The organism is Haloquadratum walsbyi J07HQW2 (assembly GCF_000415985.1).
GTDB classification, from domain to species: domain Archaea; phylum Halobacteriota; class Halobacteria; order Halobacteriales; family Haloferacaceae; genus Haloquadratum; species Haloquadratum walsbyi_B.
Map to the genome: position 1 here is coordinate 112,989 of NZ_KE356561.1, position 24,653 is coordinate 137,641.

At 48.1% G+C, this 24,653-nt stretch carries 23 protein-coding genes, 1 tRNA gene and 1 pseudogene; 16 read left to right on the plus strand and 9 right to left on the minus strand.

Going from position 1 to position 24,653, the window contains the following annotated elements; translation table 11 throughout:
• The first annotated feature begins 1,121 nt into the window (after positions 1-1,121).
• The 5 genes from J07HQW2_RS00635 (at position 1,122) to J07HQW2_RS19710 (ending at position 3,828) form a co-directional block, all read left to right on the plus strand.
• On the plus strand, positions 1,122-1,781 hold the full coding sequence (locus J07HQW2_RS00635) for a restriction endonuclease (protein WP_303703837.1): 660 nt from the start codon (positions 1,122-1,124) through the stop codon (positions 1,779-1,781).
• A gap of 112 nt (positions 1,782-1,893) precedes the next feature.
• Positions 1,894-2,229 carry a hypothetical protein gene (locus J07HQW2_RS00640; RefSeq protein ID WP_021053217.1) on the plus strand — a complete coding sequence of 112 codons (336 nt, stop codon included), beginning with the start codon at positions 1,894-1,896 and terminating at the stop codon, positions 2,227-2,229.
• A gap of 211 nt (positions 2,230-2,440) precedes the next feature.
• A complete protein-coding gene (locus J07HQW2_RS16860) occupies positions 2,441-2,758 on the plus strand; it encodes an SRA domain-containing endonuclease (RefSeq protein WP_303703838.1) in 318 nt (105 codons plus the stop codon).
• 277 nt (positions 2,759-3,035) lie between these two features.
• Positions 3,036-3,524 carry a hypothetical protein gene (locus J07HQW2_RS16865; protein WP_021053219.1) on the plus strand — a complete coding sequence of 163 codons (489 nt, stop codon included), beginning with the start codon at positions 3,036-3,038 and terminating at the stop codon, positions 3,522-3,524.
• Positions 3,514-3,828: an HNH endonuclease gene (locus tag J07HQW2_RS19710; RefSeq protein ID WP_394324619.1), complete on the plus strand. Its 315-nt coding sequence runs from the start codon at positions 3,514-3,516 to the stop codon at positions 3,826-3,828. The genes J07HQW2_RS16865 and J07HQW2_RS19710 overlap by 11 nt, the downstream gene beginning before the upstream one ends.
• 1,219 nt (positions 3,829-5,047) lie before the next feature.
• Here J07HQW2_RS19710 and J07HQW2_RS00655 read toward each other — a convergent pair.
• Positions 5,048-6,415 carry a sulfatase-like hydrolase/transferase gene (locus J07HQW2_RS00655; RefSeq protein WP_021053220.1) on the minus strand — a complete coding sequence of 456 codons (1,368 nt, stop codon included), beginning with the start codon at positions 6,413-6,415 and terminating at the stop codon, positions 5,048-5,050.
• Positions 6,416-6,799: 384 nt separating this feature from the next.
• Positions 6,800-7,112 (minus strand): annotated as a pseudogene (locus J07HQW2_RS00660) (transcription factor S).
• Positions 7,113-7,493: 381 nt separating this feature from the next.
• Between J07HQW2_RS00660 and J07HQW2_RS00665 the strand changes: the two are divergent.
• From J07HQW2_RS00665 to J07HQW2_RS00680, 4 genes are all read left to right on the plus strand, one after another.
• Entirely contained in the window at positions 7,494-9,908 is a 2,415-nt protein-coding gene (locus J07HQW2_RS00665) for a response regulator (RefSeq protein ID WP_021053222.1), read from the plus strand.
• A gap of 603 nt (positions 9,909-10,511) precedes the next feature.
• Positions 10,512-10,760: a hypothetical protein gene (locus J07HQW2_RS00675; RefSeq protein WP_021053225.1), complete on the plus strand. Its 249-nt coding sequence runs from the start codon at positions 10,512-10,514 to the stop codon at positions 10,758-10,760.
• A gap of 647 nt (positions 10,761-11,407) precedes the next feature.
• Positions 11,408-11,543 (plus strand) — tRNA-OTHER (locus tag J07HQW2_RS16870).
• Positions 11,537-11,887, plus strand: a complete 351-nt coding sequence (locus J07HQW2_RS00680) for a hypothetical protein (protein WP_021053226.1) — start codon at positions 11,537-11,539, stop codon at positions 11,885-11,887. Before J07HQW2_RS16870 ends, J07HQW2_RS00680 begins: the two co-directional genes overlap by 7 nt.
• Before the next feature lie 164 nt (positions 11,888-12,051).
• Here J07HQW2_RS00680 and J07HQW2_RS00685 read toward each other — a convergent pair whose 3' ends face one another.
• Positions 12,052-12,246, minus strand: a complete 195-nt coding sequence (locus J07HQW2_RS00685; protein WP_021053227.1) for a DUF7987 family protein — start codon at positions 12,244-12,246, stop codon at positions 12,052-12,054.
• A 1,137-nt stretch (positions 12,247-13,383) separates the two neighbouring features.
• Between J07HQW2_RS00685 and J07HQW2_RS00695 the strand changes: the two genes are divergently transcribed.
• The 3 genes from J07HQW2_RS00695 (at position 13,384) to J07HQW2_RS00700 (ending at position 14,560) form a co-directional block, all read left to right on the plus strand.
• Entirely contained in the window at positions 13,384-13,848 is a 465-nt protein-coding gene (locus tag J07HQW2_RS00695; RefSeq protein WP_021053229.1) for a hypothetical protein, read from the plus strand.
• Positions 13,849-14,016: 168 nt separating this feature from the next.
• Entirely contained in the window at positions 14,017-14,193 is a 177-nt protein-coding gene (locus J07HQW2_RS16875; RefSeq protein WP_021053230.1) for a hypothetical protein, read from the plus strand.
• Positions 14,194-14,281: 88 nt separating this feature from the next.
• The gene (locus tag J07HQW2_RS00700) at positions 14,282-14,560 is read left to right on the plus strand and encodes a hypothetical protein (protein ID WP_021053231.1); all 279 of its coding nucleotides are present in this window, start codon (positions 14,282-14,284) and stop codon (positions 14,558-14,560) included.
• A gap of 365 nt (positions 14,561-14,925) precedes the next feature.
• Here the strand turns inward: J07HQW2_RS00700 and J07HQW2_RS00705 are convergent, their stop codons facing one another.
• The 3 genes from J07HQW2_RS00705 to J07HQW2_RS00715 all read right to left on the minus strand — a co-directional run bounded on the left by J07HQW2_RS00705 (position 14,926) and on the right by J07HQW2_RS00715 (position 16,460).
• Positions 14,926-15,501 (minus strand): type I restriction enzyme HsdR N-terminal domain-containing protein, encoded by a 576-nt coding sequence (locus J07HQW2_RS00705; protein WP_303703839.1) that lies wholly within the window; start codon positions 15,499-15,501, stop codon positions 14,926-14,928.
• A 128-nt stretch (positions 15,502-15,629) separates the two neighbouring features.
• Complete coding sequence (locus tag J07HQW2_RS00710; RefSeq protein ID WP_021053234.1) at positions 15,630-15,899, minus strand: hypothetical protein; 270 nt, start codon at positions 15,897-15,899, stop codon at positions 15,630-15,632.
• 273 nt (positions 15,900-16,172) lie between these two features.
• A complete protein-coding gene (locus tag J07HQW2_RS00715) occupies positions 16,173-16,460 on the minus strand; it encodes a DUF5789 family protein (RefSeq protein ID WP_021053235.1) in 288 nt (95 codons plus the stop codon).
• Positions 16,461-17,032: 572 nt separating this feature from the next.
• Between J07HQW2_RS00715 and J07HQW2_RS00720 the strand changes: the two genes are divergently transcribed.
• Together J07HQW2_RS00720 and J07HQW2_RS00725 are read left to right on the plus strand one after the other, a co-directional pair.
• Entirely contained in the window at positions 17,033-17,221 is a 189-nt protein-coding gene (locus J07HQW2_RS00720; protein ID WP_021053236.1) for a hypothetical protein, read from the plus strand.
• A 747-nt stretch (positions 17,222-17,968) separates the two neighbouring features.
• Entirely contained in the window at positions 17,969-18,241 is a 273-nt protein-coding gene (locus J07HQW2_RS00725; protein ID WP_048075038.1) for a hypothetical protein, read from the plus strand.
• Between the two features lie 884 nt (positions 18,242-19,125).
• On the opposite strand, the gene J07HQW2_RS00735 is transcribed toward J07HQW2_RS00725, so the two are convergent.
• The 3 genes from J07HQW2_RS00735 to J07HQW2_RS00745 form a co-directional block, all read right to left on the minus strand.
• On the minus strand, positions 19,126-19,746 hold the full coding sequence (locus tag J07HQW2_RS00735) for a DUF192 domain-containing protein (RefSeq protein WP_021053239.1): 621 nt from the start codon (positions 19,744-19,746) through the stop codon (positions 19,126-19,128).
• Positions 19,747-19,981: 235 nt separating this feature from the next.
• Positions 19,982-20,314: a hypothetical protein gene (locus tag J07HQW2_RS00740; protein WP_303703840.1), complete on the minus strand. Its 333-nt coding sequence runs from the start codon at positions 20,312-20,314 to the stop codon at positions 19,982-19,984.
• Between the two features lie 186 nt (positions 20,315-20,500).
• On the minus strand, positions 20,501-20,878 hold the full coding sequence (locus J07HQW2_RS00745; protein ID WP_021053240.1) for a hypothetical protein: 378 nt from the start codon (positions 20,876-20,878) through the stop codon (positions 20,501-20,503).
• A 1,797-nt stretch (positions 20,879-22,675) separates the two neighbouring features.
• On the opposite strand from J07HQW2_RS00745, the gene J07HQW2_RS16880 reads away from it, so the two are divergent.
• Both J07HQW2_RS16880 and J07HQW2_RS00760 read left to right on the plus strand, forming a co-directional pair.
• Entirely contained in the window at positions 22,676-22,801 is a 126-nt protein-coding gene (locus tag J07HQW2_RS16880) for a hypothetical protein (protein WP_303703841.1), read from the plus strand.
• A 1,135-nt stretch (positions 22,802-23,936) separates the two neighbouring features.
• Complete coding sequence (locus J07HQW2_RS00760; protein ID WP_048075042.1) at positions 23,937-24,218, plus strand: hypothetical protein; 282 nt, start codon at positions 23,937-23,939, stop codon at positions 24,216-24,218.
• The last annotated feature ends 435 nt before the right edge of the window (positions 24,219-24,653 follow it).

Here is a 24,653-nt window from a genome sequence, read left to right on the forward strand (position 1 = left end):
AATAGTTTGATCAGAGTAAACAAAGATCATGGCTCCGCGGGGTGCCCAACTACGAACCAACCGACGATCCGGATGTTCCCTGGCGAGTTTGCTAAGATCGATTGTGCACCGACTCAGATCTCTCAATGTGATTTCTTACCGTTGCAACGGTAGCTGAGAATGTCATGAGAAGGTGTATAACTGTGCTTCTAACCTTCTGAGTTCTGAGTCTGAAATCGGCAAGAAGGAGAGGTATCTCTCCACTTGTCCTATGACGATCCTGGTGCCGATGTTCTCGATTGGGTCAAATCTTCTGTCGCGTCACGGGGAGTCATTGTTAGAGAAAAAACAGAGAAGATTGATCATCCTAATCCTACCCGTCATTTGTCGAGCTCAATGATCCGAATGCCAGTCTCATTGATCCAGTCCGTCGGGAGATCATATCCAATTCGATCTCCGAGAGTTCAACTCACTCGTAATACTTGCACCAGGACAGTCGACTCATCTCATCTCATCTCATCTCATCTCATCTCATCTCATCTCATCTCATCTCATCTCATCTCAGATTCAGAACTCCAGAATGACTCTTTGCAATCTGCTCACAGACACAGAGTGAGAGACATATCGAACAGAATGAACCCCTGCAAGGTCGATTCCTCGGACTTCCATACGAGTTGAGAATGCCAACGCTGTCAAAGCTAAAGACAAGATTCTGGAATCCAGAAGATGAGCGCATACTCACTCCGATGGTCTTTGGATGGGGTGGGGATACGCGTTGAATTTCTCTCGACTGGCACACGCTCTCCGGCTCATATGAGCACAATTCCCCCCATTGCTCAATTCAATTCAATTCAATTCAATTCAATCAACTTAGAGGACGTAACTGCAACTCAACTCAATTGACTATGTTAGAACCTGAACATTACGCCCGAATCAGGCAAACGAGTTCAGATTGGGAGAAGCATTGCTCTACAACATGAATCTAACGCTCGCCTGAAGGGTTCACATGATTTTGGGCGGGAGGCGTCTGACGCAAGTAGCCTACTCGTCGTCCATCCCCAAAGGTGATTATTGTCCGTGAAAACGACTGAATAGCTGTGTCACACATCTCTCGTTCAGAATTCACACACCAGATTCAGCAGATGGACCAAATGGAATTTGAACAATTCGTCGCGGACATCTGGTCATCACAGGGATGGAACACAACACTCAGGTCGGCATCAGATGACCGTGGAATCGATATTGATGTCGATATTATCGCTTCTCGAAGTGGGGTTATTTCGCGCACAGAAGCAATTCAAGTCAAGCGATATGACTCCGAAAACATAACCTCACCTGAAGTTCAGCAGTACGGGAGTATCCCTTATCAAGAAGATGATGTTGAGACTGTCATAATCGTCACAAGTAGTTCTTTTTCGCAACCAGCACAAAGGACCGCAGAGAGCCTCAATGTCAAAACTGTTGATAGTGACGGTCTTTATGAAATCGTTAACGAAAACTCATTATTCTCAGTCGTTGCTCCATATCTTGAATCCGAACCCGAACCCGCCATCACCGTGGAATATCCCACTAACAGCGGACACAGTAACAGCACTCAGTCAACACAACATGACAGTAGAATCCAAAATCCAATATCTACTGATGCAGGTGATACAGAGGCATTCAATAGCGGTTCTTCTGCACAGCAGACACCTGATATAGCGAAGACATTACTAGAAGCGATTTGCGCAATCTTGGGAGGTTTCTTGATTTTCGCTCTGTTCATTATGCTTGTGCTCGGTTTGACAGCTGTTTTTACATAATAAATTGGTGAGTAAGGAAATCTGTTGCAGTTGCGCAACTAACCCCAATAATTTGTATAACTGAAGTACTGAGGCGACTGTTTCAGTTGTGCTTTTCAGGGAAAAATAAATAATGGACTGGACGAGGAGGGACAGACGTGACACTGAAACGACTGAGTTCAGCTCTCACGGCGAGACTGGTGCTCACGGTCCTGATCATCGCGAGTATTTCAGTTGTCAGTTCGGTTGGAACTGTGACCGCTCAACAGAACAATACTACGACCACGACCACGACCACGACCACACCACACCCACACCCACACCCGCACCGACACCAGAACCAACGCCAACACGAACATTTTCACCGACGCCTGAACCCCAAGAGATTGATTCTCCTGGATTCAGTATCTCAACAGCGCTCATAGCCGGATTCGCTATTCTGTTGACTGCTTACTGGGTCTCGACATAATCAGCTCAACTCGGGCTGATCACTGGCAGCCACAGGATCGGCGAGAATCTACTGTGTTTGTACAGATAGTATGTATCATCTGGATTGCTGACAGCGCCAACTCAAATCGAGATAGTCATATCAACTGTGAGCGGATCATCATGTGATCTTGGACAGTTTCTTTGTTCACGACTGCAGCCAGAAAACACAGGATCAGTCTGGGAGGTTATATTTGCCCTCCTGGACAGCTTCTATTCTCAAGAGTGATAGCTACGGATCCAGCAACCGACTACTCGGGTTTGGATATCACATTTCAGGTATCAACCCTCGTCGGAATCATAATGACGACCGCTACATCTTGGTGTTCGCCAACGAGGATGGTCCGTATGATGATTCTGTGACAGATGGTCAATTTAGATACATTGGAGAAGGTCTTGAGGGTAATCAAAGCGAGAAGTCCTCAGGAAATTCTGCACTTATTGACGCTATATCGACTGATATACCCACTTACTTCTTTTATTCTGAGGCAGATCAATCAGAGGCAAATTGATGTTATCGAATATCAGCGTGAGAAACAGCACGGGCGAGAAGTGTTGATTTTCACGATGAGATACGAGACAAATCGACTATCTGACTATTCGAGCCCTGGATTATATCTCATTCCAGTAAGTGGTTATTAGTGATCCAAATTCCGAAGATGTGTTGAGAGCCCTCTCGATCTGACGCAGTATCAAGAAGTCCCACCACAACTTGCAGGAATAGATACGCTTCGAATTTGGGCGACAACTGAAACAGACGGTTCAAAAAAGCAAGTGGCGATTGATAGTATGGCACCTGGTGATCATGTCTCGTTTTATCATGAAGGGAGGCTTTTTGCTGGCGGAATAATCGAACGGGCATTTGAGGAGCCAGCTGTTGGTGAGTTAATCTGGAATCAGTCAAACAGTCGGCATATTTACACGATAGATGAGTTCACGGATGACGTGGCAAGCATCGAGCGAGTCTGGGAACTGGTTGGATATGAGGGTTGTCAGGTCGTCCAGGGATTTAGCCGGGTAGCCAATAAACGCGTATCATCCATCCGGAACGAACACGGGTCAGTTGACTCGGCACTGTTCGATGGAGATGGTCTGAACCCAACACGAGAGGAAGTCGACCAACAGAAAGGAAGCATACAGCAGGCTATTCAGTCGGATCCGGAGTTGACTGACAAAGAGACACAGTATACTGAAACCCGACAGAAGGCACGCAATAGCGCTTTCAGGAATCTCATTCGCGAAGCTCGAAACCTGTGCTGTCTGTGGAATTCAGCGTGAGTCACCAACTGGAGCACCTGAAGTCGAAGCCGCGCATATATATCCGAAATCAGAGGACGGAACTGATGATATTCGAAACGGGATTGCATTATGTAAGCTCCATCACTGGGCATTTGATTGTGGCTGGATTCCAGTGAACGATAATCGTACCACTCTCGTCACTACCGCTGCAGAGAAACATGGATATCACGAGATGAAGCAGTTGGAGGGTCAGTCATTACACCTTCCACAGGACAAAACAAATATGCCCACCCGATATTTTTGCAAAAGCATCGAGAATTGCATGATTTTAACTGATTATTGACACTGGGCGAGTATCAGTAAGTGTAGCTAACAGAGCAACAAAATTGCTCACCGAAGTAGAAGCGTTCTGCGACTAGCACGAAGCCGGTCTGATCGACGTCAAGAGATTGAGTCTTCGGTTCCTATTTGACTTGGCAAACGCGGATTTCATTGCCGGTATCGAACTTTACACCTGACAGAAACATCGGAGACCGTCAAAAGCCCAGCCCAGAGCAATCAGACTCTGAGTTAGATTCACCGCTCGACAGTTCCTAGCGAGTTTGATACAATGGAAGTGGTGATCTTAATATTACTAAGCTAGGGTAAGCATAACAATCCTCTATTAGTGGGTTATCGATCACTGAGCTTGGACGCATCAGAGCTGCACTCGTATTATGACTGTCTGTTTTTTCAGCTGAAGGGGAGTCTCCACCGCAACTGCTGGATGTTCAGAACGGGGGAACCTCAATCAGCCTTCCCTTTCGCTTATTGCAACGAAATCGAATATATTATCACTCGAATTACTGGAGTAACAAGAACATTTGTGGGACAACCCGGCGGATATCTCAGCAACTACCCAGTTCGGTTTCCTTGGTGAGACGAAGGCTGCGTATATCTCAGAGTCGCTTGAAAATGTCAGTGTAACCCATCTAGTAGTGATGGCTTGTTTGGCGATCTTAGTGGGAGCAAAGACGACTCCACAGTCGACCTTCCTGCGGCGAAATAATACCTATTGTGAACTCAGAATTAGCAATGAACGGCACCTGGAACGTGAGGGCTGGCATTTTGTGGTTGAGAGATTTGAATAGTCACTCCAAATGATACTTGCTATTGCGAGAGCAACAATCATCCTGAAGACAATTCCGGCGGGCATCCCCCCAAATCATAATTCAAACGGAGTCATCTAAAAGGGGTTTACTGCCCAGGAGAACTGGGGAACACATGCCAGGCATTGATCTTAATGACCGAGAAAATTAGTATCGGAACGTGGAATAATTCGGGTGCTCAAGTCATGTGTTCGGTCTGATGTGTGGAGTGAATCTGGCGACGATGAGACAGTAAGAAGGTTATTGGCCGGTCCCGTGAGTGAATCGGACAGAGGTCAGAGACAAAGTCTGTCTATAACATCTGACCCATCGTACCGATGCTCTCAGAAGACATGCTCGCTGCCTAGCTTCTGATAATTCAGCGGAGCACGTCGAGTTGAGTCGATGACTTCCGGACTCTGGACTCATCTCGAATCACACGTAGCCGAGTTCCTCCAGCTGATCCAGTACACGGTCAGAGAACTCTCGATCAATATCGTCACCTGTTCGTTCTGTTACTGAATCCGATAAGGTGTCGAGTGACTCTTTCGGCGCGTCGGGCGAGTCATTAACCAGCAGCCCCTGGTCATGCGTTTCCCATGCGTACCCGGAGCCGGTAGCGATACCCTCAAGTTTTGTATCGACGTCATCAATGGTGGCTTCCAAGACTTCGTTTCGCAGGTACTTTTTTTTATGAAAACTATCGAATCCGTGGTACTGTGTCAGACGTGATCTAGACTCGAAGTCGGCGTCGGAGGACTGTACCCCGGGTTCGCGGTCTTCGATCAACGGAATGCCACGGCTTCGATCGTCGACGCCCGAGAGCTCGGCAATCGTCGCTGGAATATCAATCAAACTCACTGGACGGTTGTCTCGCCCATTGAGTCCGGACCCCGATATTACGAGTGGTACCTGTACGAGTTCCGGGTAAAGCCCATATGAGTGACCCCAGATGTTGAAGCGATTTCTCAGCGTCCGCTCACCAAGTGCTTGACCATGATCGGCACAGGTGACTATGTAGTCATATGATTCTTTCAGCCGGTCGAATATGTCGCGGTAAATATCCGACAAATATCGTGCGGCGTCATCGTATGCAGTTTGGATCTGATCTGCGTTCTGCACGTTCTCAGCGAAACAACCACGTTTTGGGAGTCCGACTGATGCGTCTGCTGAATTGTACTCGGTCGGCGGGTTGAGTGGAGTGTGTGCCTCCATTAGATTGAGGTAAAGAAACTCGTCTTCGGTGAGCGACGATGCGTTCGAATTGACCCAGCTAAGAACGTTTTTTGCGCCGTCGTCGGACACACCGTGTGTCACGCCCGGGGCGGTCATCTTGAGTAATAAGACTAATGAGTGCCATGTGGATTTGTCGGATACATATAGTCGTTGGAGCATGGTTTTTATTCCTGCATTCTCGGATTGCATCATTTGACCAATTAAATCAGTCGTGTTGAACGCGTTCTGGTTTTGAAGATGCCAAGGGGTGTAGAACTCGTCGAATCCCCGGTCCCAGCCCTCAGAGTACGCGAGGTAATGATTCGCCGTGAGTGCCCGGGTCTGGAACCCAGCGCTCTGCAATCGCTCTGCGAGGACGGGTGCGTCGAATCCAACAAGATCGGGATTTTTCATATTGACGCCCAGTTCACCGGGATATCGCCCGGTGAACATGGACGTGTGTGCTGCAATCGTCCAGTGTGACGTAGAGACAGCGTCGGAGTAATACCGCCCGGGGAGCCAGTCGAAATGATCATCGAACGTATCCTTTCTGAGTGTATCGAGAACGACAAGTGCGATCCGTGTCATGACCGCCAGATTTGTGTTTCCGGATGTGAGCGGGACGCAAATAACATAATACGTCCCGTTAGCACATAGATTAGATCTGTTGAGGGAAGACGAGAATGCATCTCAACGGTGGTTAGAGCACCGCTCAGGAGCCATCGTGACATGTACTGACATTCTAACTCAGAGATGCGAGTTCAAAGACATGTCGGCAGCGACTTATCATATTCAGTGGCGTGTCCGACGAGTTGCCCGGTCACCCGAGTGGGACAACCGCGGTTGACCAGAATCGCCACGCTCAGTTCCCAGTGAGAACTATATAAGCGTAAGCAATTCGTATCGAATACGATCCGCTCCTGTGTCAGTTTGAAGATTCAAACGTGTAGTTTGAGATATATAAACAGAGCGTTAATTGTATTCTCGCCACCGATTCCCGCACTCAGTACGCTTAAAGAATCGAGTAGGTGGTTCGTCAGCTGAACCCGTCTGCTTGATTGTATACCACGCTTCACCGTACAGTTGTCGCAGGTCACGTCCTTGGCAGTGGGTTTACCCTCGTCGCATCTTCAGAAATCTCAATTAGCTCGTCACCAGTCCGTTCAGTCGTACTGATAAACTCCTCAGCATCGCCCTCCTGCTCCGCTTCGTAACCGCAACTCGAACACACCATCACGCCATCCATCTTCTTCATCATAGAACCGCACTCGTCACAGAATTGCATTATAACTCTTATTTACTCAATTGTGGCAGTTAATTCAGTTGCGTCCTATCGAAGAGTGAGGTGTGTTGGACTGGCGTGTGGAGGTAGTTGTGGGTTAATGAATTTAGGATCTGATTAACTTGTTAATATTTCTGTATCAGAGAAGCGAGATTCTACTGACAGAGTGCAACAGTCTCAACTCGTTGTTATACAGACACTCTGAGACCACCACAGTCTTGTGAGGTGTCTCAGTTAGGAGAGAGTTGAGACATAACCACATTTGTCCCACCAGTGCAGTCCGAGTCGAGACAATACGAATTGTGTATACACGGCTTTAAATCAATGTTCATTATAATTATATTCACACTAGGAATTATTTAATAGCATCATGAACCATCGGATATGACTCCGCAAGAGGGACGGAAAGAGACAATCCGTGTCCTCCACGTTGATGACAACGTAGAGTTCGCTGAGATGGCGACGACATTTCTTGAGGGGGAAAATGACCGATTCGAGACCGAGACCGTCGCAAGTGCAAGCGATGGGCTCGGTCGTCTCGCTGACTCGTCGTTTGATTGCGTGATTTCTGATTACGATATGCCTGATCAAAACGGAATTGAGTTTCTCAAGACCGTGCGTGACAATTACCCTGAGCTTCCGTTTATCCTGTTTACTGGCAAAGGCTCGGAAAAAGTCGCCAGTGAAGCCATCTCTGCTGGAGTGACTGATTATCTCCAGAAATCGGCTGGAACTGAGCAGTACGAACTGTTAGCTCATCGAATCACGAACGCTGTCGAACAATCACAGGCTGAACAGCGATTACACGAGGAACAACAACGAGTGCAGCAAGAACAACAACGAGTGCAGCAAGAACAACAGCGACTTCGCACCCTTTTCGACCGCCTCTCACAACCCACTGTCGAAGTGCAATATGAAAACGATGAGCCAATCGTCACCCAAGTGAATTCGGCTTTCGAGAATGTGTTTGGGGTAGCAAGTGATACCATCGTTGGTGACTCTCTTGACACTCACATTGTCCCTGATGGCCGAATCGATGAAGCCGAAGCGATTAATCAACATGTCCAAGCAGGTGGTCGTCTCGAATCAAGAGAGGTTATCCGTGAAACCGCCGATGGTCTCCGTAAATTCCTCATCCAAAACGCCGTCTATAGCGACGACGACAGGGTAGGCGGGTTTGCTATCTACACAGATATTACTGACCGAAGAAAACGTGAAGAAGCCCTTGAGCGGAATCGTGACTTGCTCCGACACACCGAACAATTGGCTACTGTCGGCGGGTGGGAGGCTGACATCGAAACTGGCGAGATATCCTGGACGCAGGGAACATACGCAATCCACGATCTTGACCCCGCCGGGGAATTCGAGCCATCGATTGAGACTACAATGGAGTTTTATCATCCTGATGATCAGGCGACAATCCAGCAAGCGGTCGAAAAGTGTCGCACACAGGGTGAAGCATACGAAGTTGATGTCCGATTGATTACTGCTGAGGACGAACAAAAGTGGGTATGTATCACTGGTGAGGCTGTATATGATGAGGATGGCGATGACATCACCAAGATTCGAGGGGCAGTTTGTGATATTACTGACATTCAACGCAAAAAACAAGAACTGGCAGAGTTGAAACAGCAGTATCAGACGCTGGGAGATAACTTTCCTGATGGGGCGGTATACCTCATTAACGAGAACTTCGAGTATATTCGTGCCCGTGGTGAAGCCTTGAAGCGAGCTGATTTGTCGCCTGCGGATATTGAGGGTCACACACCACACGAAGTATTTCCCGATGAGCTTGCGGATAAAAGTTGCAAGCAGTTTGAGCAGGCGTTCAGCGGGAATACGACTGCTTTCGAACAAGAGTACAGAGATAAACAATACCGAATTCGGGTAACACCTGTGGATGGCAACCGTAATACAACAAAGACAAAAACGGAAACAGAAACAGAAACAGAGATTACACGTGTGATGGCAGTGGCACAAGACATCACACAGTACGTCGAGGACAGACGAGAGCTCCAACGACAGAACAAACAACTGGATGAGTTTGCAAGCGTTGTGAGCCACGACCTGCGGAATCCACTCTCTGTTGCAGAGGGGAACTTGGAGCTTCTTCGTGAGGACTGTGAGAGTGGCAGAATCGACAAGATTGACTCGGCGTTGACTCGGATAGACGAACTAATCGAAGATCTTCTGACGTTAGCTCGTGCAGGTGAGCAAATTGGGAGTGTCGAATCAGTCAATCTCGCTGAATTGTCTCAGAACTGCTGGCAGAATGTTGAGACAACAGATGCAACAATCCATCTCGATATCAGTACGACTCAGGGTATCAGAGTCAAAGCGGATTCAAATCGACTCGCACAGTTACTTGAGAATCTGATGCGGAATGCAATCGAGCATGCACGGACTCAGACTCAGACGCAAACTCAGACGCAAACTCAGACGCAGACGCAGACGCAGACGCGGACGCGGACGCGGACGCGGACGCGGACGCGGACGCAGACGCGGACGCGGACGCAGACGCAGGATGAAAATGAAGATGTGACAATTACGATTGGTGAACTTGCGAATGGATTCTATCTTGCAGACGATGGAAGTGGAATTCCTGAAGACGAGCGAGACGATGTGTTCGAAGCAGGCTATACGACGACCGAACAGGGCACTGGATTTGGACTCTCAATCGTCAAACAGGTCGTTGAAGCCCACGACTGGGAAATATCCATCACAGAAAGTGCCGAAGGCGGGGCACGCTTTGAAGTGACTAACGTCGATGTGAGTCGAATCGAGTCAACTCAACTGTAGTATCTTCATTCTCATTCTCATTCTGATTCTGGCTTTCCTTTTCAGAAGCTCTCATTTCCGTCCCGTTCCCGTCAAGCATTCTTTGTAGTCACAATCGGGGTCATTGAGGACACGTCACTCAAAACGGGGCTATACAACCGCACCGAACTGTCTCGCTTCGTCCCATTCCAGTAGCCACAGCGACTGTCAGTATCTGATACGTCGTCCATCAGCCGAGTGTGGTAACGGATAATCAATTTAGGCTCTGATTGAGTTGTTGACAGTTGTGTATCAGAAAGGTGATATTTTATTCGATAAAGTGCAAGAATCAGAGGTCGTTGTCAAGAGTAAAAACGTCGCTGAGAACCGTTACTCAGATTCCACGGTCTACGATTATAACTCTCAATACGGATGTGAGCCACAAGAACCCGTCGTAAAAGCAGTCTACGCTATGTCCTTGCCCTCCTCGACTGACCCCTATGAGTTAACGAAAGAAGGGCGGGGTCTTCTTGCCAGAAATACGGACTCGAAAGTATACTCGTTTCCAATTTCGAGGCTTGTGCCGATAGACGACGCCGAGAATCGTTCCTGAACCAACTCTGCGATTATCCAATCTATACTACAGTGACTGACGCACACGATGATACCCCTTCCAAAGGGCACGGACGAATCGATTTTGATTTGAACCCAAACTACAACGAATATGGAATCGATCCGTTAGACAACGGTGCTGTTGTTCTCCGAATAGACAGCGAGAAACACTTGTTCGAACGAGTCGGGGCGATCCGATATGAACAAACTGGAGTCGTTCTTCAGCGATTCCTCAAGGGTGAGAGCTTGGAGGATCAGGGCTCATTCGAGACTGTTGAGTAAGTCTCCGTTAGACGAAATGATTTTGAATCACGGCTTCAAGAGGGAGTCTTCGAGTTGATATATGAGGGAAAAGTAGACGAAGAGCAAGCGAAATCCCTTGCCGACGACCTCGCAGAATCAGTTAGTGAGCAGTACAGGTGAAACAGAGATTGTTCGATGGAAGACCGACCAACAACTGCGTGGGCGATTTACTCTTGTGCGTACAGCACCGTGCGTTGGCACTCGGGACAGATGTATGGTATGGGACTGGTGTCAGGCTTCCTGACATCAGTTGGTCAAGAAAGCCCTCCTCCGTTGAAACGATTGATAATTGTCCGTGACTTTCGGTCAGGTCAGTTTCATCCGCTCTCATGACCCCTCATAGTCTGGGCACGGCTTCTTAGATGGCATACAAATATACAGCAGGACTCGTTTCAATAATGGCTACAGTCGTAGTGCTTCCGCAACTTACTCTATCCACACGCTGTGTCTCAAGGGACCCATTCGTTCTGACGGGCGACTCAGACTAACGGTGTCACAAACCACTTCCACTTGGGAACGGTTCTGCGATACTTTCTCAGCTCATATTCACCGACACTCATCAGATTCTCACAACACGGGGAATTATATCATCAATACTCATACCATCTCAGTACGGGTACGGGTACGGGTACGTAGTTCAGCTTGGAAGAACAGCCAGTATCAACGGCGATGACGGTCGGGGAATCCTTTGGGGTTCTGTTATTGATTTGCGTCAAAGCTAGAGACGCTGGAAAGCCCTTGGTTCAAGTCCAAGCGTGCCCATCCGCCTCGGTCCAAATAGTACAATCTCTGTCAGCGGTCGTCTTCATACACACATCAGCCGTTCCAACAGTGGTCGTATCAAGAAATTACGCCTTGTTGAGGCAGATGACGAACTACCCAGACAGTCCTTTTTAGCTATCGAGGAGCAGATATATCCTTATGAATACTGTCAGAGGTGGTTTGTAGCGGTTCCCGTCACGTTCGGCTTTGTCGGAGAAGTTGAGCATTCAGATCCAGATGGGCGAACGTGGTGGATGCGATTGTACTCCGATGATACTGAGCAGATGGGGCTAGTGACGTGTAGTGATGCTCTTCCAAAGCTCTATGAGGACACGACAGAGTAGTGTATGAAAGAGATAATCGGTTCAGAACGATTTTGCTGGCATATGAGGCGATTCCAAAGCACTGTGTGTAGTCAGACACCTCCACAGCGAACAAAACTAATCTAACCCCCACATTTCCTATCAGTATTAGGATAGTTTCAGCAGGGTTCGGTAGTGTACCGTGGTCAGTCCCGCCACTCGATAATCAGCGTCGGAACGACGTTACCGACACCGTGGAGCACAAGAAACTGGAGGCGTCGGTTGTCAGTTACTCTCTTTACACCGAGCCACGAGATGATTCCCAACACAAGGAAGCCAACTCTGATTTTGAGTTCTGTACTGACCAGACCAGCTTCTGGGTTCGGGGACTGTTCTAACATAACTCACATTTCGACTTCGGAGAACAAATAGTCCTGTTCTGACGAATTTGACGCCCACCCGTTATCAGCTGGTGGGCACTCTCTGAGGATTATGACGACCCCTTATCGCTTCGTACTGTGCTGGAGGGGTGAGGACACGTTAGTCGAGTTCTGTGCTAAATCAGCGATGTATGTCCATCCACAGCGGTATCTACTTTTGTTGACCGACGAACAAGCGGAATAGAGTAGCCATACTCAGGAGGATTTGGAGATGGACTGGTGGAAACGACTGTTCGATGCAGACCGACTGATACCAATCATACTCGGATTCGTAGGCGGAGTAACGGGGCTATCCTTCTCGCTTCAGGGTACAGGCGAGAACGCAGTTTCCATTGGGTCAGTCAGCGTAAACCCACTTCAGTTGGGGGCTTGGGTGTGCGTGTTTGGTTCTCTCGGGATTTCTCCTAATCAGGCATCTTCTACCTTTACCGAGACGGGAATCCGTATGAGTACCTCCCGTAGCGGACGGAACGAGATCTCCTTGATAATCAACAACGAATCAAAAAAGACCTCTATTGACCACGTCAGGAACAATTCAAAAAGAGCTACTCTCCCTCGAACAGGACACGGCTATGCCACGAAACACCTGAAGAGAGACCTGACAGACACGTCCAAACGGCACTTTCTACGAGTGATGAACGAGCCACAATTACAGAAAGAACAGCAGTAGAGATACTATCACGCCGATTAGAAGCATAGCGACGAGGATACGGCTCGAAAGGGGACTCAGTTCCTCATTAGGGATTGCCTCAGGCTCATAGACTCCAGCGAGGATTGCACCGCTCAGACACGCCAGCGTGATGCTTGCGACACCCCAAGCTACCGAGGTCCTGACTCGGGTAGAGCCGTCTGCCCCATCCAGAGACTCATCACAAGCATCGAGAGGGCGAGTCCTGAGCGACGGTTCATACTCTCATCCTCGTTCAGCTACACATATTATCGTCGACGCTAAGGAGTTAATCGTATATACTCTGCTTGTCATAGTTTCAAGATTCTCTCTGCTCTCCAACTCCACCACGAGCCCCGCTCTCTTGCTACGTACATTCCAAATCAGGGACAGTTTTTATATTCTAATTTTCTTTTGTTTCTATTGCTGGAATGGTACAAGAAACCGAACAAATTGGTATTGAATCGCTAATTGACAAACTATTCGACCGATTTGGGCATATCGCTGAGATACACGTGGCACACATACCGTCTGCCTCAGAAATCGCACAACTACACATTACAGTTCACACTGGGGAAGCAAACTCGCTTGAGCAATCTCTTGACCTCACGCGTGCCAACGAGGTCACGGTTGATACGGGAGAAGCATACCCGCTCTTGATCCCGTTCGATATGATAGCGACTGTTGACGGGCCTGGACATGTCCAGGGCAAAGAAGGGACGACTGTGTATATGGCTGACAACGTGGTGGGAGCTAAGTCTCGTGACCTGGAGACTGGAGTATCAATGCTACGGCAGAAACTCGCTGGCACGTGTCCCTTGTGTGAGGCAAAAGTCGACACATTCCGTGACCACTACAGAGACAGTCGTACGTGTCAAGAAGCAGAGCGGGTGTGAGACTCCAATTTCTTTGAGTGTCGGTTCTGAAATTATGAGCCGTCTGAGGCAAACATAACCCGAACACGAGCAGGGCTTGAGATAGCCACAACGCTGATTGGTGCGTCTTACTCTCTCAGTGAGCAGGTGAGAACTAAATTTATTACAGACACAATTATTAACTCCGATATGCCACAGATTGTACTCGCAGGCATATCCATCTTCATTGCCGTCTTGATTGGATTCAGCACCTCGATCATACTGAGTCCTGACCCAACAGGTATAATGCCTATTGTAGGAACAATTATTCTCGGTGCTGTGTTGAGCCCGATTTGTTATCGTGGATCTCAGCGGATGACTGCTTGAGAAAGTCCTCTAACATATGTGACACAGGACAGGACAGGACACCACACCTACAATTATCTGACTCGGGAATTATGAGAGTATATCACTTATGAGACGACACTCAGTGCTCGGACTGACGCTCCTTCTGATGAGTCTTGTCTGGGGACAGACTGCGGTGTTTCAGTCAGATTCAGAGCTTGTCTTCCTGCTCACGGGTGGTTCTGCTGTCGGTCTTGCGTGTTTTGGTGGGGCAATAGTCTCTGGCGTAATCACACCACAGTCGATTCCTGATGATGAACTCAGCCCCCTCGCAACTCGTCTCCTCGTTGTGTGTGCGAGCATCGGTCTATTTGCCATCCTGCTCATATATGCTCTTGTTCTAACTTGAGACGACTAGAGAATAGGGTTAGTCTAATACAGACTCAATTAGTGCTAGTGCATCGGCAAACACGTCTCACCAACTGACGGGTGTAATATGGACACATGAGAGCGACGAAGAGAGGTCTTTACTCAAATCCTCCCCAGCAGAACCCGACACTCAACCGTTATCCATCGACTCCTTTGTTTCACGCATCGGATGAACCGCACGTACTCGTCTCGTCTCGTACACAAGCGATGTAGAACCGTGGAGCGGGGTTGATACGCTGATGATTGACAGTGGCGGGTACTCACTCTGCCGTACTGACCGCACCGACTACAAAACGCCTGATAATGAGTATCTACAGTACTTGAAGACACACGGTGCGGATTACGCTACGCTGCGAGACTATCCTCTCGGGTCAGACCCTGACGCCAGCATTGGTGAGTTGCAGGAGCGAACGACGAAACATCAATGTGTTCGATGATGACCTCGGACTCCTCATCTCGAATTGTCTCTGGTTGATAAGCCTCGATGATTTTGTTCTTACTCGGAAGTTGGTCGAGCGTTGTCTGTTCGACCAGATCCACGCTAACCTTCGAGTTGAGGACACGGCGTTGATAAAATTCGTATTCTTGACCGTTCGTGAGAATCCCCCAGTTTACCTTCTCCCCCCGCAGGTAGTCTTCAAATTTCTCTCGGAAGTCGGGAGTGAGCGGAGTATCTACTCCCTTTGCTTCGAGGAATGCGACAGGTCGTCCGTCGAGCACGAGAGCATAATCAACCTTGTATGTGCTAGCGAATGCTTTGACAGAATACTCCAACTCGGTGTTTCTCGGGATCTCCCACCCAAGGAGTTCAATAAAATCGTTTAGTATGGACGCCTTCATGGTTGCTTCCCCCATCTGCGGTGAGTCTTCAATATCAGACTGAGCCGAGTCCACGTACTCTGTTATCGACGCAGAATCCATTACTGCGAGATACATTTACTGCATGACTGTAAGAAGCTAAGGTACGGGACGGGGTTAGGGTATCATACGATACTTTCCACACCTACACAGGACTCACTCATTACAGAGAACCCACTAATCGCTCGGCACTAAGCAATCACAGACCACATTCCAGCGATAACTGCGATGAGAGTCAGCACTACCGTAGACCACACTATTCGGTCGTCAGGAATTGAACCAGACGAATTGGATGAGAGAACGGCTTCAGATACTGCACTGAATACCATCGCAATTCCGCTAATTGACAGGAGTATTGGAACGAGGGACACTTCCCCCGAAATGACACTATTCAGACCCCTGAACCCGAGAATACCGCCACAAACGGTAATCGAGCCGTGATAGAGGATGGATTTGCCCATACTTACAGACTGGTCAGACCAGTATAAACATCTTTTCTTCACTCATAGGTAGTATTCAATCCGCATACAGGGTCTCACGGCTGATCCGACTGAGAGATTGTGAGATAAATACTGTGATAACTCTCCTATGACGGCTTGAAATGTGGGATGGCACATGTTAGAGAGGGGTGTTCGTGGTCTCACACTCTCTCAGCACTGCTGAATTACGGACTGCCTCTGAACAGAGAAACCGACGAGTCATACAGTAGCTCCTCCGAAGCTGGTAAAAGACAGTTAGAATGACTGTTGTTCTCTGGCGTTATGAGTTGAACCTCGATCGTCGTAGTTTGCTCTTCCAACGCTCCCCTGTGGTGCAAGAGACATCAGGGTATGATATAGGTCATCACTCGACTCAAACGTGTCAGGTGGGTCATCAAGCAGATCAAGCATCTGATCAAGTGTCGTTTCAGAGCCGTCCTGAAATTCGATTGTCACATTTTCACACCTGTTTGCGATGTCGTCTATGCTGGCTGGGTACTCGCAATCGCACAACTCGGTCAGTGCTTCCTCAAGATCTGTCATATACTATAGTTACGCATCCGACACACGTATGAATGTACCGATGTGCAGAATAACCTAGAATTACATCAATATCTTAGTTTCTGAGAGCTTTGAACCACACATAAACATAGTATTATCCAATATAATATGTCGTTCGACAATTAGCAGAGTATAGTATGCTTTGTTGTCTGAATAGGCATCAGGTGAAGCACGTGTGTCTTTGCTCTCTGCGTGAGACGGGGTCAAGAAAACCACGACCCGACTCCCAGCGTTGCCAACTCAGAGACGAACAGTGGAATCTTTACACATACTGCATCGTAACCCTCATACCTGACAATCGAAACCCGAACCTCTCTATGAGCATGGGCATTCCTCAGTCGGATGATTGCGGGTGGGGGTTATTACGATTATGTTCAGACTGTTGTAGAACCCGTCTCACGACATTCTGCCTTCCTGTCGGGAATTAGTATTGAGTGTTCACCTGTGTATCAACCGTCTGAATCTGTTTCAGACCAGCATAGGAGAACACCACCAGCAAGAAGAGAGACGGTGCGACCTATGTCCGAATCCAGCTCTCGGAAGGATCGAAGATTGTGGGACTAAGTGAACATGATTCGAGAGGCCCTAAACTGTACGTTATCGATAATCAAAACATTGAGGATATCGAGTCCGAGGAAAAGATTGAGCAGCACTTTGAGGACGTGACTGCGGTTACTGAGCGGTTTGCAGAAGAATACGGCCAAAGACCTAGACGAGCTGAAGAGAATCTCTACGTTTACTGACGGGGAGAGCTGAGCGGTATTAGCTCACGTATAGGAATGATATGCAGTAGTAGAACACTTAGTCAAACATCTTAATCACCGTAGCAAAGTCCACTTACCGTCGTTTGGCGATCTCTTTCCAGCAAGATACTCAACTGCACAGTGGCTACACATCAACTCTACGTGATCGATATTCTCAATGTCGTGTTTTGCGACATACCAACCTCTCTTACCTCTGAAATTACAACAACTTAGCTTCTGCCGCCCGTTAAAATCTACCTCAAATAATCCATACTCTGTCTCTGTGCCACTATTTTCACATTCGAATCGCTGTGATAATCATTATTATTATTAAGAATTGAATCCTTCTGAGAGGAATATAGAGACCCTCGGACTAGCCCTGTTGTTGCAATTGGAAGCGAAGCGTCAACAAGACAGAACTGAATGAGTACCTGGTGGATTCTGAGATAGCTGTATCGACTTCACCCGCCGATATCCGACGGTTAGGATCCTGGGGAGTGTCTATACATACCTTGTCGTTCGAACTTGTCTCACTCTCAATATAGTCTCATATGCGGTTTTCATTTTTTATGCTAGGTAGGATCCAGAGGACAGGGGATAGCAAGCCTGTCGCTTCCATGGAGAGCCGTCTTATAATGTGAGTAAGAAAAGACGCAAGGGTATGTCGGGATGTCATACTGATATTTCCCTCGGCAGAGAGCGTACTCTTGTCCCGAGAAGCTAGATGAACGCTCTTGAGGTGATGAATTGGAAGAATTGACCGATCGAAAACAAAATCGAATTCATGGGCTGGAAACACAACTGACGGAACGCTCTCAGATTGAGGAGAAAAACGAGAATCTGCCGGACAGGATTCGTGGTGAGCGCTCATATCAGGATCGTCGGCAGAACAAACTCGATGAAGGATCATTCACTCAGAATCATCAGTCTCTATCCCCGCGAGAACAACATATGAGTAGTCCTCCACAATCGCCGAGTGTACAGTCCCCAGAGTACAACGACGCCTGTGACGCCCCCTGAGAGGGTGTGGAGTAGTGTCCTAAATGAATCAGATATAGAGTTCACAGTGGCAGATATTCAGAGTCGATTGAGACGAGATGGCTACGAAGAGGAATCCAGTGATGAGACCATCAAACGTGTGCTGAGAAGTATGGGTGAATTGAGTATTATTCAGCGCAAAGACGGGTTTCCATATTATAAGAAACAAACTGACTGTGAGAATCTGTAGAAAGATCGACTGGCGGTGCACACATTCGAAGAGTGAGTTGTGTGAGTATAGCGGAGATACTCGTGAGTGATTATTTTCTGAAGACAGAGATATAACACAAAGTACTTGCCGTCTCTGCAGATGATAACAGACGCCTCGTGTGGGAGAAAAGGCGGAGGCGTCCGTCATTGAATCTGCCCAAACTATGACACTGATGCCAACTGGTATCGCCGTTGGCGTAGGCGGACACGACACGGACCAAATCAAACGAGATAGGACACATTTGATTTGTGCTACATCCGCGAGATTGTTCTCACACTGAGAGGCGGTAGTCACCGTCATCGGCAGATTACGATGGCGACGACTGTGTGAAAACGAACTGATGTTGGGACTTCCATCCCCAACTCCAAGCTAACTTATCCTCCGATGAACACACCGGAACTTTTCTCGAAGATGTAGCATTTGCACTAGTGACTGCGTGTGCTAATGATTGTCGCCGTGGCGTATAAATCCGGACGCGAGTACACACGGGATTCGCGTCTGGGAAGTCATCGGGAACCGGTCAGTTTGATATAACAAGAACGCTGTCGCGATCTGCAGGATCGAACCTGTATGTTCCCGATCGACGTGGCAAGTGTTCATGATGGTGTTCATACTGCAGTCACAGAACTACGGAGAGTTAGTTGTGCAGGTGCAATTATAATTGGGTAGTTGGCTCTGCTATTTTTTCCGATAGAAGAACATTCCCTTCCTCAATATCGTGCTCTGTCGTCCAGTTTTTGTTAACCTCTAAGACGTACTGACCCTCCCCTGAAAATCGTTTGTTGCTCCCGTCTTCATCTGGTCCCGGTGCATCGGCGTGGTGAATTGAGGTGATCATCCCCTCACTGTCGACATACATAATGTCAATCCCGAAATCCATCTCTCGCATAACGAAGGTTCGCGAATTGTCTGAATTGAACACAAACAGCATTCCCCGGTCCTCAGGTAAACTTTCCGTCTCACTAAGTCCAAGATACCGCAGGTCGCTTGTATCGGCGATCGCTGCTGTGATCGTCCCTCGAAGTCTTCCACCGGATGACTCTATCTTAATTTCAGTTGTCTCATAGTCGCTATGAACCTGAGTCGTATCAGAGTCTTCTGCAATTGTGCCTGATTGTCCTGTTTCGGGTTGAGTTTTGCTGACGGTAGGAGGAGGAGCCTCAGCAGTTGTGTCCGATTGTTCTATTGAATCGCCGACACATCCTGCCAGTCCGGCGCTGGCAACAGTAATGCTCACATATCGCAGCCATTGACGACGAGAACTTCGGAATGTCATGTTCAGTAAAAACCAGTAAATCCGTTAATAACTGACCCTCCCGATTCCCGTATTCGCGTCTGATTTCTTAATTCAACTGAGGGTGAGGGTGTGGGCGTGATCGTGCCCTATCCCTCACGATTCTTTAGATTAAAACTGAGAAAATAATGAATGAGTGTTGCTTGTACGTGTTGCCATTGGCGACGATTAATTACACAGTGAGCGCACATCGCGTATGCGTGATTAGTAATCATCGCTAGCAGCTGCAATCAAGATCGGCGACGGATGCCGGCGTTATCGTAGCCGCGTTTTTACTCGTATTGACAGCCCTCTTTGTGACTCGCCAAATCACCAAGTGGCAGTATTGTTTCAACTTCGCAGCAAGTCCACTCCACTCCACAATATCAAAGCCGGTGTAATTACCGAAGGGGTCTCTTTCCGGACGCGGACGAGACCAACTGGTCTCGGTCTCGGTCTCGGTGGTGTCGTTGATCTCCTCGCCAGTGTCACCGTCCGGCGTTGGGACCTTCGGCGAGGCATCACCGTTCGCGCCAACCGTCGCATCGATTCGAATCGATCTGACTGTCACCGAGTGCGTCCGCCAGAGCAGGTCGGTCGCCTGCTGCAATCTCAGCGCGTCAGATGTAACTTAACTGCACGCCTCACAGAGGAGTGGATGAAGCCGAGCGTGGGATTCTGACTAACTGACTCTCTGAGACTCGACTCGACTGTGCAAACTCCACAGTGACAATCATCTCATCGGGAGTAGAGGGTACTATCGTCTGCTATCACTAGAAGCCGTCAAAGCGAGATCAAGAAAGCTCCCAACGGCTAAGAGAATGACATGATGACGAGAAAAGCTGATGGAAAGTATCGGTAGATCAATAGCATGCCCGCTCAGGAATGTGACCACCCCAACAATGCCGAGTGGAATGAGCGAGACACGTTTGAGATCATCCACTTTGTCATGTGCGTCAAGTGTCAGTATAAGAATATAGGGCATGAGTCCACCCAGAAGGATGAGTTGAATAGAGCTGCTTCCGGTCAGAAGAGCACGAATCATGAGTAGGATACATCCGATTGTCAGTGCCCCGAAGAATAACACAAAAGCATAATCCCATCTGCGAGGCTCATCGACACTCTGGAAGACCATATCGGCGATACGTGATGATATCTAAAAATGGACACTGTTTGAGCCTGATTAGTTGTTGGGTACTCATGAACGGGACCGGTTTCCCGGGGGTCAGAACGTGGATTCTTGCGCGATCTGTCGATATGTGATGGTGTGTACATATATTTACTGACCCTCTATTTTCGAGAACTGGAGAGTATGGGCTGCTATTGCTAGATTTGTGATCTGGAATGAATGTGACCGAAGTAATTGACCGTATTCCCTTGGGGCAAACCCGAACATGCCGTCGAAAAAATTTGGCTGAGTACTACATACAATATTCGGATGACAGTTGCTGTGGATCGGAATTTAGGAATAGTGGAAGAGATACGTGCAGAATGTACACACTAACAGACAATTACCTTCGAATCTGAACAACGCTCAACTCGGCACAAAAGGCTCTGATGACCTCTTGGGGCAAAAGGTGGATCATGAATGTGAAGCAGACATAACAGGGCAGTCTGATGCGGTTCTCATGTACAATTGTGGTGTATTCCAAAGCAAGAACGGGTCGAACGAAAACATAATCGAATCCTAGAACTCATTTGAGAAGGGGCGACTGAACCTGAGAGGTGCTCTGTCGTGGGGTTGGAATTATCACTGGTGGACAAGCATAGCAAAAGTATGGTTGACGTCGAGTGGGCTTTGAGTCAGCTTGAACAAGTCTTCCACTTTGAGGCTCATTTCAAGCTGGTTCTCGGAGATGAGCTTGCCCAGATGTATGGAACTGAATGAGTTCGACTAGAATGGAACCCAAAGCCGGAAGTTACAGTCGATATCGGAGTACGACGAGGAGATGCCACAATTCCTATTGAGCTGAAATACAAACCCGAAAAGACGACAATTAAAGACGCCGCTTTTGAGGAAACCTTCCAGTTGACACACCAAAGTGCAAACGACCTGGCTAGCTACGGTTATATGAACGATATCAGCCGTGTAGAGCAGGTTGTTGCCGATCAAGGAAGACACGGGTATGCGATTTTTATAACAAATGATTCGAACTATTGGACTTCATCAGCTCATCAAGCCCTTTATGACGAGTTTCGCATCTACGAAGGACGCGAATTTGGTGACGAAAAATTAAGCTGCGAGAGCAGCGAGACTGGATGTCGAATGGGGAACCGATCAATTTGGACGGTCAGTACGTCGTTGAATAGGCTGACTATGAGTATCGTGAGGATATTAGTGTCTCGTCAAACTCTGAGTTCCAGAGTTTGGTACTCAGGGTAGATACACAGGTGGCAGTGGACGAGTAAGAGAATATAAGCTGATCTACCTCTGTGAACTAATACCGACACCGACCTCACAAATGCCGACCTTACTGATACTGACCTCCTCGATGCGGGTCTTACCGACGTCGATCTCCCAGCGGCGTGCGAGATTCTGAGTAACGAATCCACACTGTACCCACACAGATTTGACGAGTTATCTGTGCGAGGACAGTAGATTATCCTCAATCCTGGGGGTCTTGATCAGCGTCAATTGAATGTGAGGAGACCGCTCTCTTATTGAGACGCAATGACAATACACTAGCCGATGAAGAAGTCTCTCCCGATAGGTGTCCTGGTCGGTTGCTTCGTTGGGGGTCTCGTTTACCGATACCTGCTTTCGGATTGGTTTGTGACCGCAGCCATAACAGCGCTCTATAGCGGGATCGGATACTTTCTGGTAGCGTATGACATCTCACTCCTGTGCGGAGATGAACAGTTCAGTTTCCAGGATACATACGACAGACTCGGTCATACCATCAGTCTCTTTGGAGTGAGTATCGGTCCGTGAGTGCCGATAGAGTATGTTGATTTCCAACTGTCTGAGACTGCCGGAGTTCTCATCTTGACAACTGGTATCGTTGCGTATCTCGTGATTCTCTCGGCTGCACAGAGTCGCCAGGCAAAGAGCACCTAATCTGTTGTGCGATCAATCTCAATCCCGATCTCGGCAAGTGTGACTCTGAGGAGATCCCCGTGTGCGGTGGGAATAGTTGCGTTGTCTGCGAGAATCTCAGCTCAAGAATGGTGAGTGCAAGTCAAGTCGTGACAAGAGGAATGCAAACAGATTCACAGAGAACTTCCTAGAGACAGTGTGAGAATACCTCTCGATATTAGATATGTGGATCATTGATAAAGAGCCCATACACAAGTAAGATTATTGAGGGGACTCCCCCGGTGCCCACTCCAACAGGAAATGGCACTGCCGTTATCACCGACGTGAGTATCCCACACAGAAGTGGAATCGGGAGGATAAAGAGAAGAAGATCATATCGTGATTTAGTGAGACAATCTCATCGGGAGTGGGGGTACGTGATCACGCCGGGAGCAGGGGTGTCTTGTCTGTGAGCCGGGGCAACTGGTCGAATGAACAGGCACGAAATCCCCGACTCGCGAAGACAATTATCCGGATGTCAAATTAAATTAACTGTTAACGCAAACCCCTCTGGAGTATAGCTTTCTCTCTGGAGGAGAGGGGATCGGAATCGGTGATACCTCTCACGAGTATAACGGCAGGTGAGTACAAGAACTGCGACTTGTACTCAACCAATAGAGTTTGATGAATTCAAAGACGGGAGCATAATTTCGCACTTCTAATCGCAAATAATTGATGACAGTGATCTCGTCTGGAGGAGGGGGTCATGCAATTGCATCAGTCAAAGAAGATTGATCACGTCATGAACAGTGGCAGTATCACGGGTCCGCCGACATACACGAGGAGAATACCAATCGCTATCCAACTCATGGACAGATGTGTTAATCAACCCGCGGACTCATTAGATTACTGGATGGACCAACCCTCCCAAATGGCTCCCGTACGTCATCCTGATTGATGTTGGAGTCATCGCTCCAATACTGGTGACTGAATATATTAACGCAAACGAATCCCCCTTAGAAGGGTGTTCTCGACGCAACTGAGGGGGGTGACACGCAGAGAAAATCACATCTCTCGTTTTGCACAGTGGGTGCGTGTTTGAATGTGCAATAGTCCCGGATTGAACCGTACCGTGCCCCAAGATCATGGGGCACCCCTCACCCCTGGTTATAAACAAATGAGAATTCAATCAACCGATGACCGTGAGCAACTCTGGGAGAATCTGTGTGAAGCAACCGATGAACAAGCACGGAGCAAAGCACTCGATACAGCTCCGAGATATTATCTGAAGATGTGCGGTGGCGTGAAAGCGTATGGGCGAGGTGACGTGCAGCGATTGCTTGATGCAGCTGAAGAGCACGGATCACTCACCGCGCCGGAGATTGCAGCCATTCTCGATGAGCGGGAGCTGGTGCTACCCGGTGAATATGAGACACGCTCATCGGGTGGCAAAGAATAACTCCGAAGTCAGTGATATGCGAAAGTACCCGTTGAGTGGAACTTCTGATTGAATGAAATGACTAATTCCTGACTTCGGAGTATCATTGGTTTTTGATTAGAGATTGAAAACAGTTCCGTGCAGCGACGGAGATCGGGACTGCCGACGAGATGTAATAGACACGGACTTGTGCAAGACAACGATGCGTCACACTCACCGTGTGAAGACCGTGTGAAGACCGTGTGAGTTCAAACGTTCACTAAACGTTTCACACGGGGCAAGTACCGATTACAACAATCATAGATCCGAATGGTGTCCGTGTGTATATAGATTATACATATTAATTGTGAGGCTATTGTAGATTCAGATTACTGTTAAGAGTTGGAGCGTGTTCATGTCAATTGGACATAAACTTACTTTCGTGAGGGACGTTAACAATATACTTACCTGAGTGAA

Excerpts from the sequence above, each read along its gene's own strand:
- J07HQW2_RS00635 (WP_303703837.1), top strand. The coding sequence starts at position 1,122 with ATGGACCAAATGGAATTTGAACAATTCGTCGCGGACATCTGGTCATCA.
- J07HQW2_RS00640 (WP_021053217.1), top strand. The coding sequence starts at position 1,894 with ATGGACTGGACGAGGAGGGACAGACGTGACACTGAAACGACTGAGTTC.
- J07HQW2_RS16865 (WP_021053219.1), top strand. The coding sequence starts at position 3,036 with ATGGCACCTGGTGATCATGTCTCGTTTTATCATGAAGGGAGGCTTTTT.
- J07HQW2_RS00655 (WP_021053220.1), bottom strand. The coding sequence starts at position 6,415 with ATGACACGGATCGCACTTGTCGTTCTCGATACACTCAGAAAGGATACG.
- J07HQW2_RS00665 (WP_021053222.1), top strand. The coding sequence starts at position 7,494 with ATGACTCCGCAAGAGGGACGGAAAGAGACAATCCGTGTCCTCCACGTT.
- J07HQW2_RS00685 (WP_021053227.1), bottom strand. The coding sequence starts at position 12,246 with ATGTTAGAACAGTCCCCGAACCCAGAAGCTGGTCTGGTCAGTACAGAA.
- J07HQW2_RS00695 (WP_021053229.1), top strand. The coding sequence starts at position 13,384 with ATGGTACAAGAAACCGAACAAATTGGTATTGAATCGCTAATTGACAAA.
- J07HQW2_RS16875 (WP_021053230.1), top strand. The coding sequence starts at position 14,017 with ATGCCACAGATTGTACTCGCAGGCATATCCATCTTCATTGCCGTCTTG.
- J07HQW2_RS00700 (WP_021053231.1), top strand. The coding sequence starts at position 14,282 with ATGAGACGACACTCAGTGCTCGGACTGACGCTCCTTCTGATGAGTCTT.
- J07HQW2_RS00705 (WP_303703839.1), bottom strand. The coding sequence starts at position 15,501 with ATGGATTCTGCGTCGATAACAGAGTACGTGGACTCGGCTCAGTCTGAT.
- J07HQW2_RS00710 (WP_021053234.1), bottom strand. The coding sequence starts at position 15,899 with ATGGGCAAATCCATCCTCTATCACGGCTCGATTACCGTTTGTGGCGGT.
- J07HQW2_RS00715 (WP_021053235.1), bottom strand. The coding sequence starts at position 16,460 with ATGACAGATCTTGAGGAAGCACTGACCGAGTTGTGCGATTGCGAGTAC.
- J07HQW2_RS00735 (WP_021053239.1), bottom strand. The coding sequence starts at position 19,746 with ATGACATTCCGAAGTTCTCGTCGTCAATGGCTGCGATATGTGAGCATT.
- J07HQW2_RS00745 (WP_021053240.1), bottom strand. The coding sequence starts at position 20,878 with ATGGTCTTCCAGAGTGTCGATGAGCCTCGCAGATGGGATTATGCTTTT.
- J07HQW2_RS00760 (WP_048075042.1), top strand. The coding sequence starts at position 23,937 with ATGAGAATTCAATCAACCGATGACCGTGAGCAACTCTGGGAGAATCTG.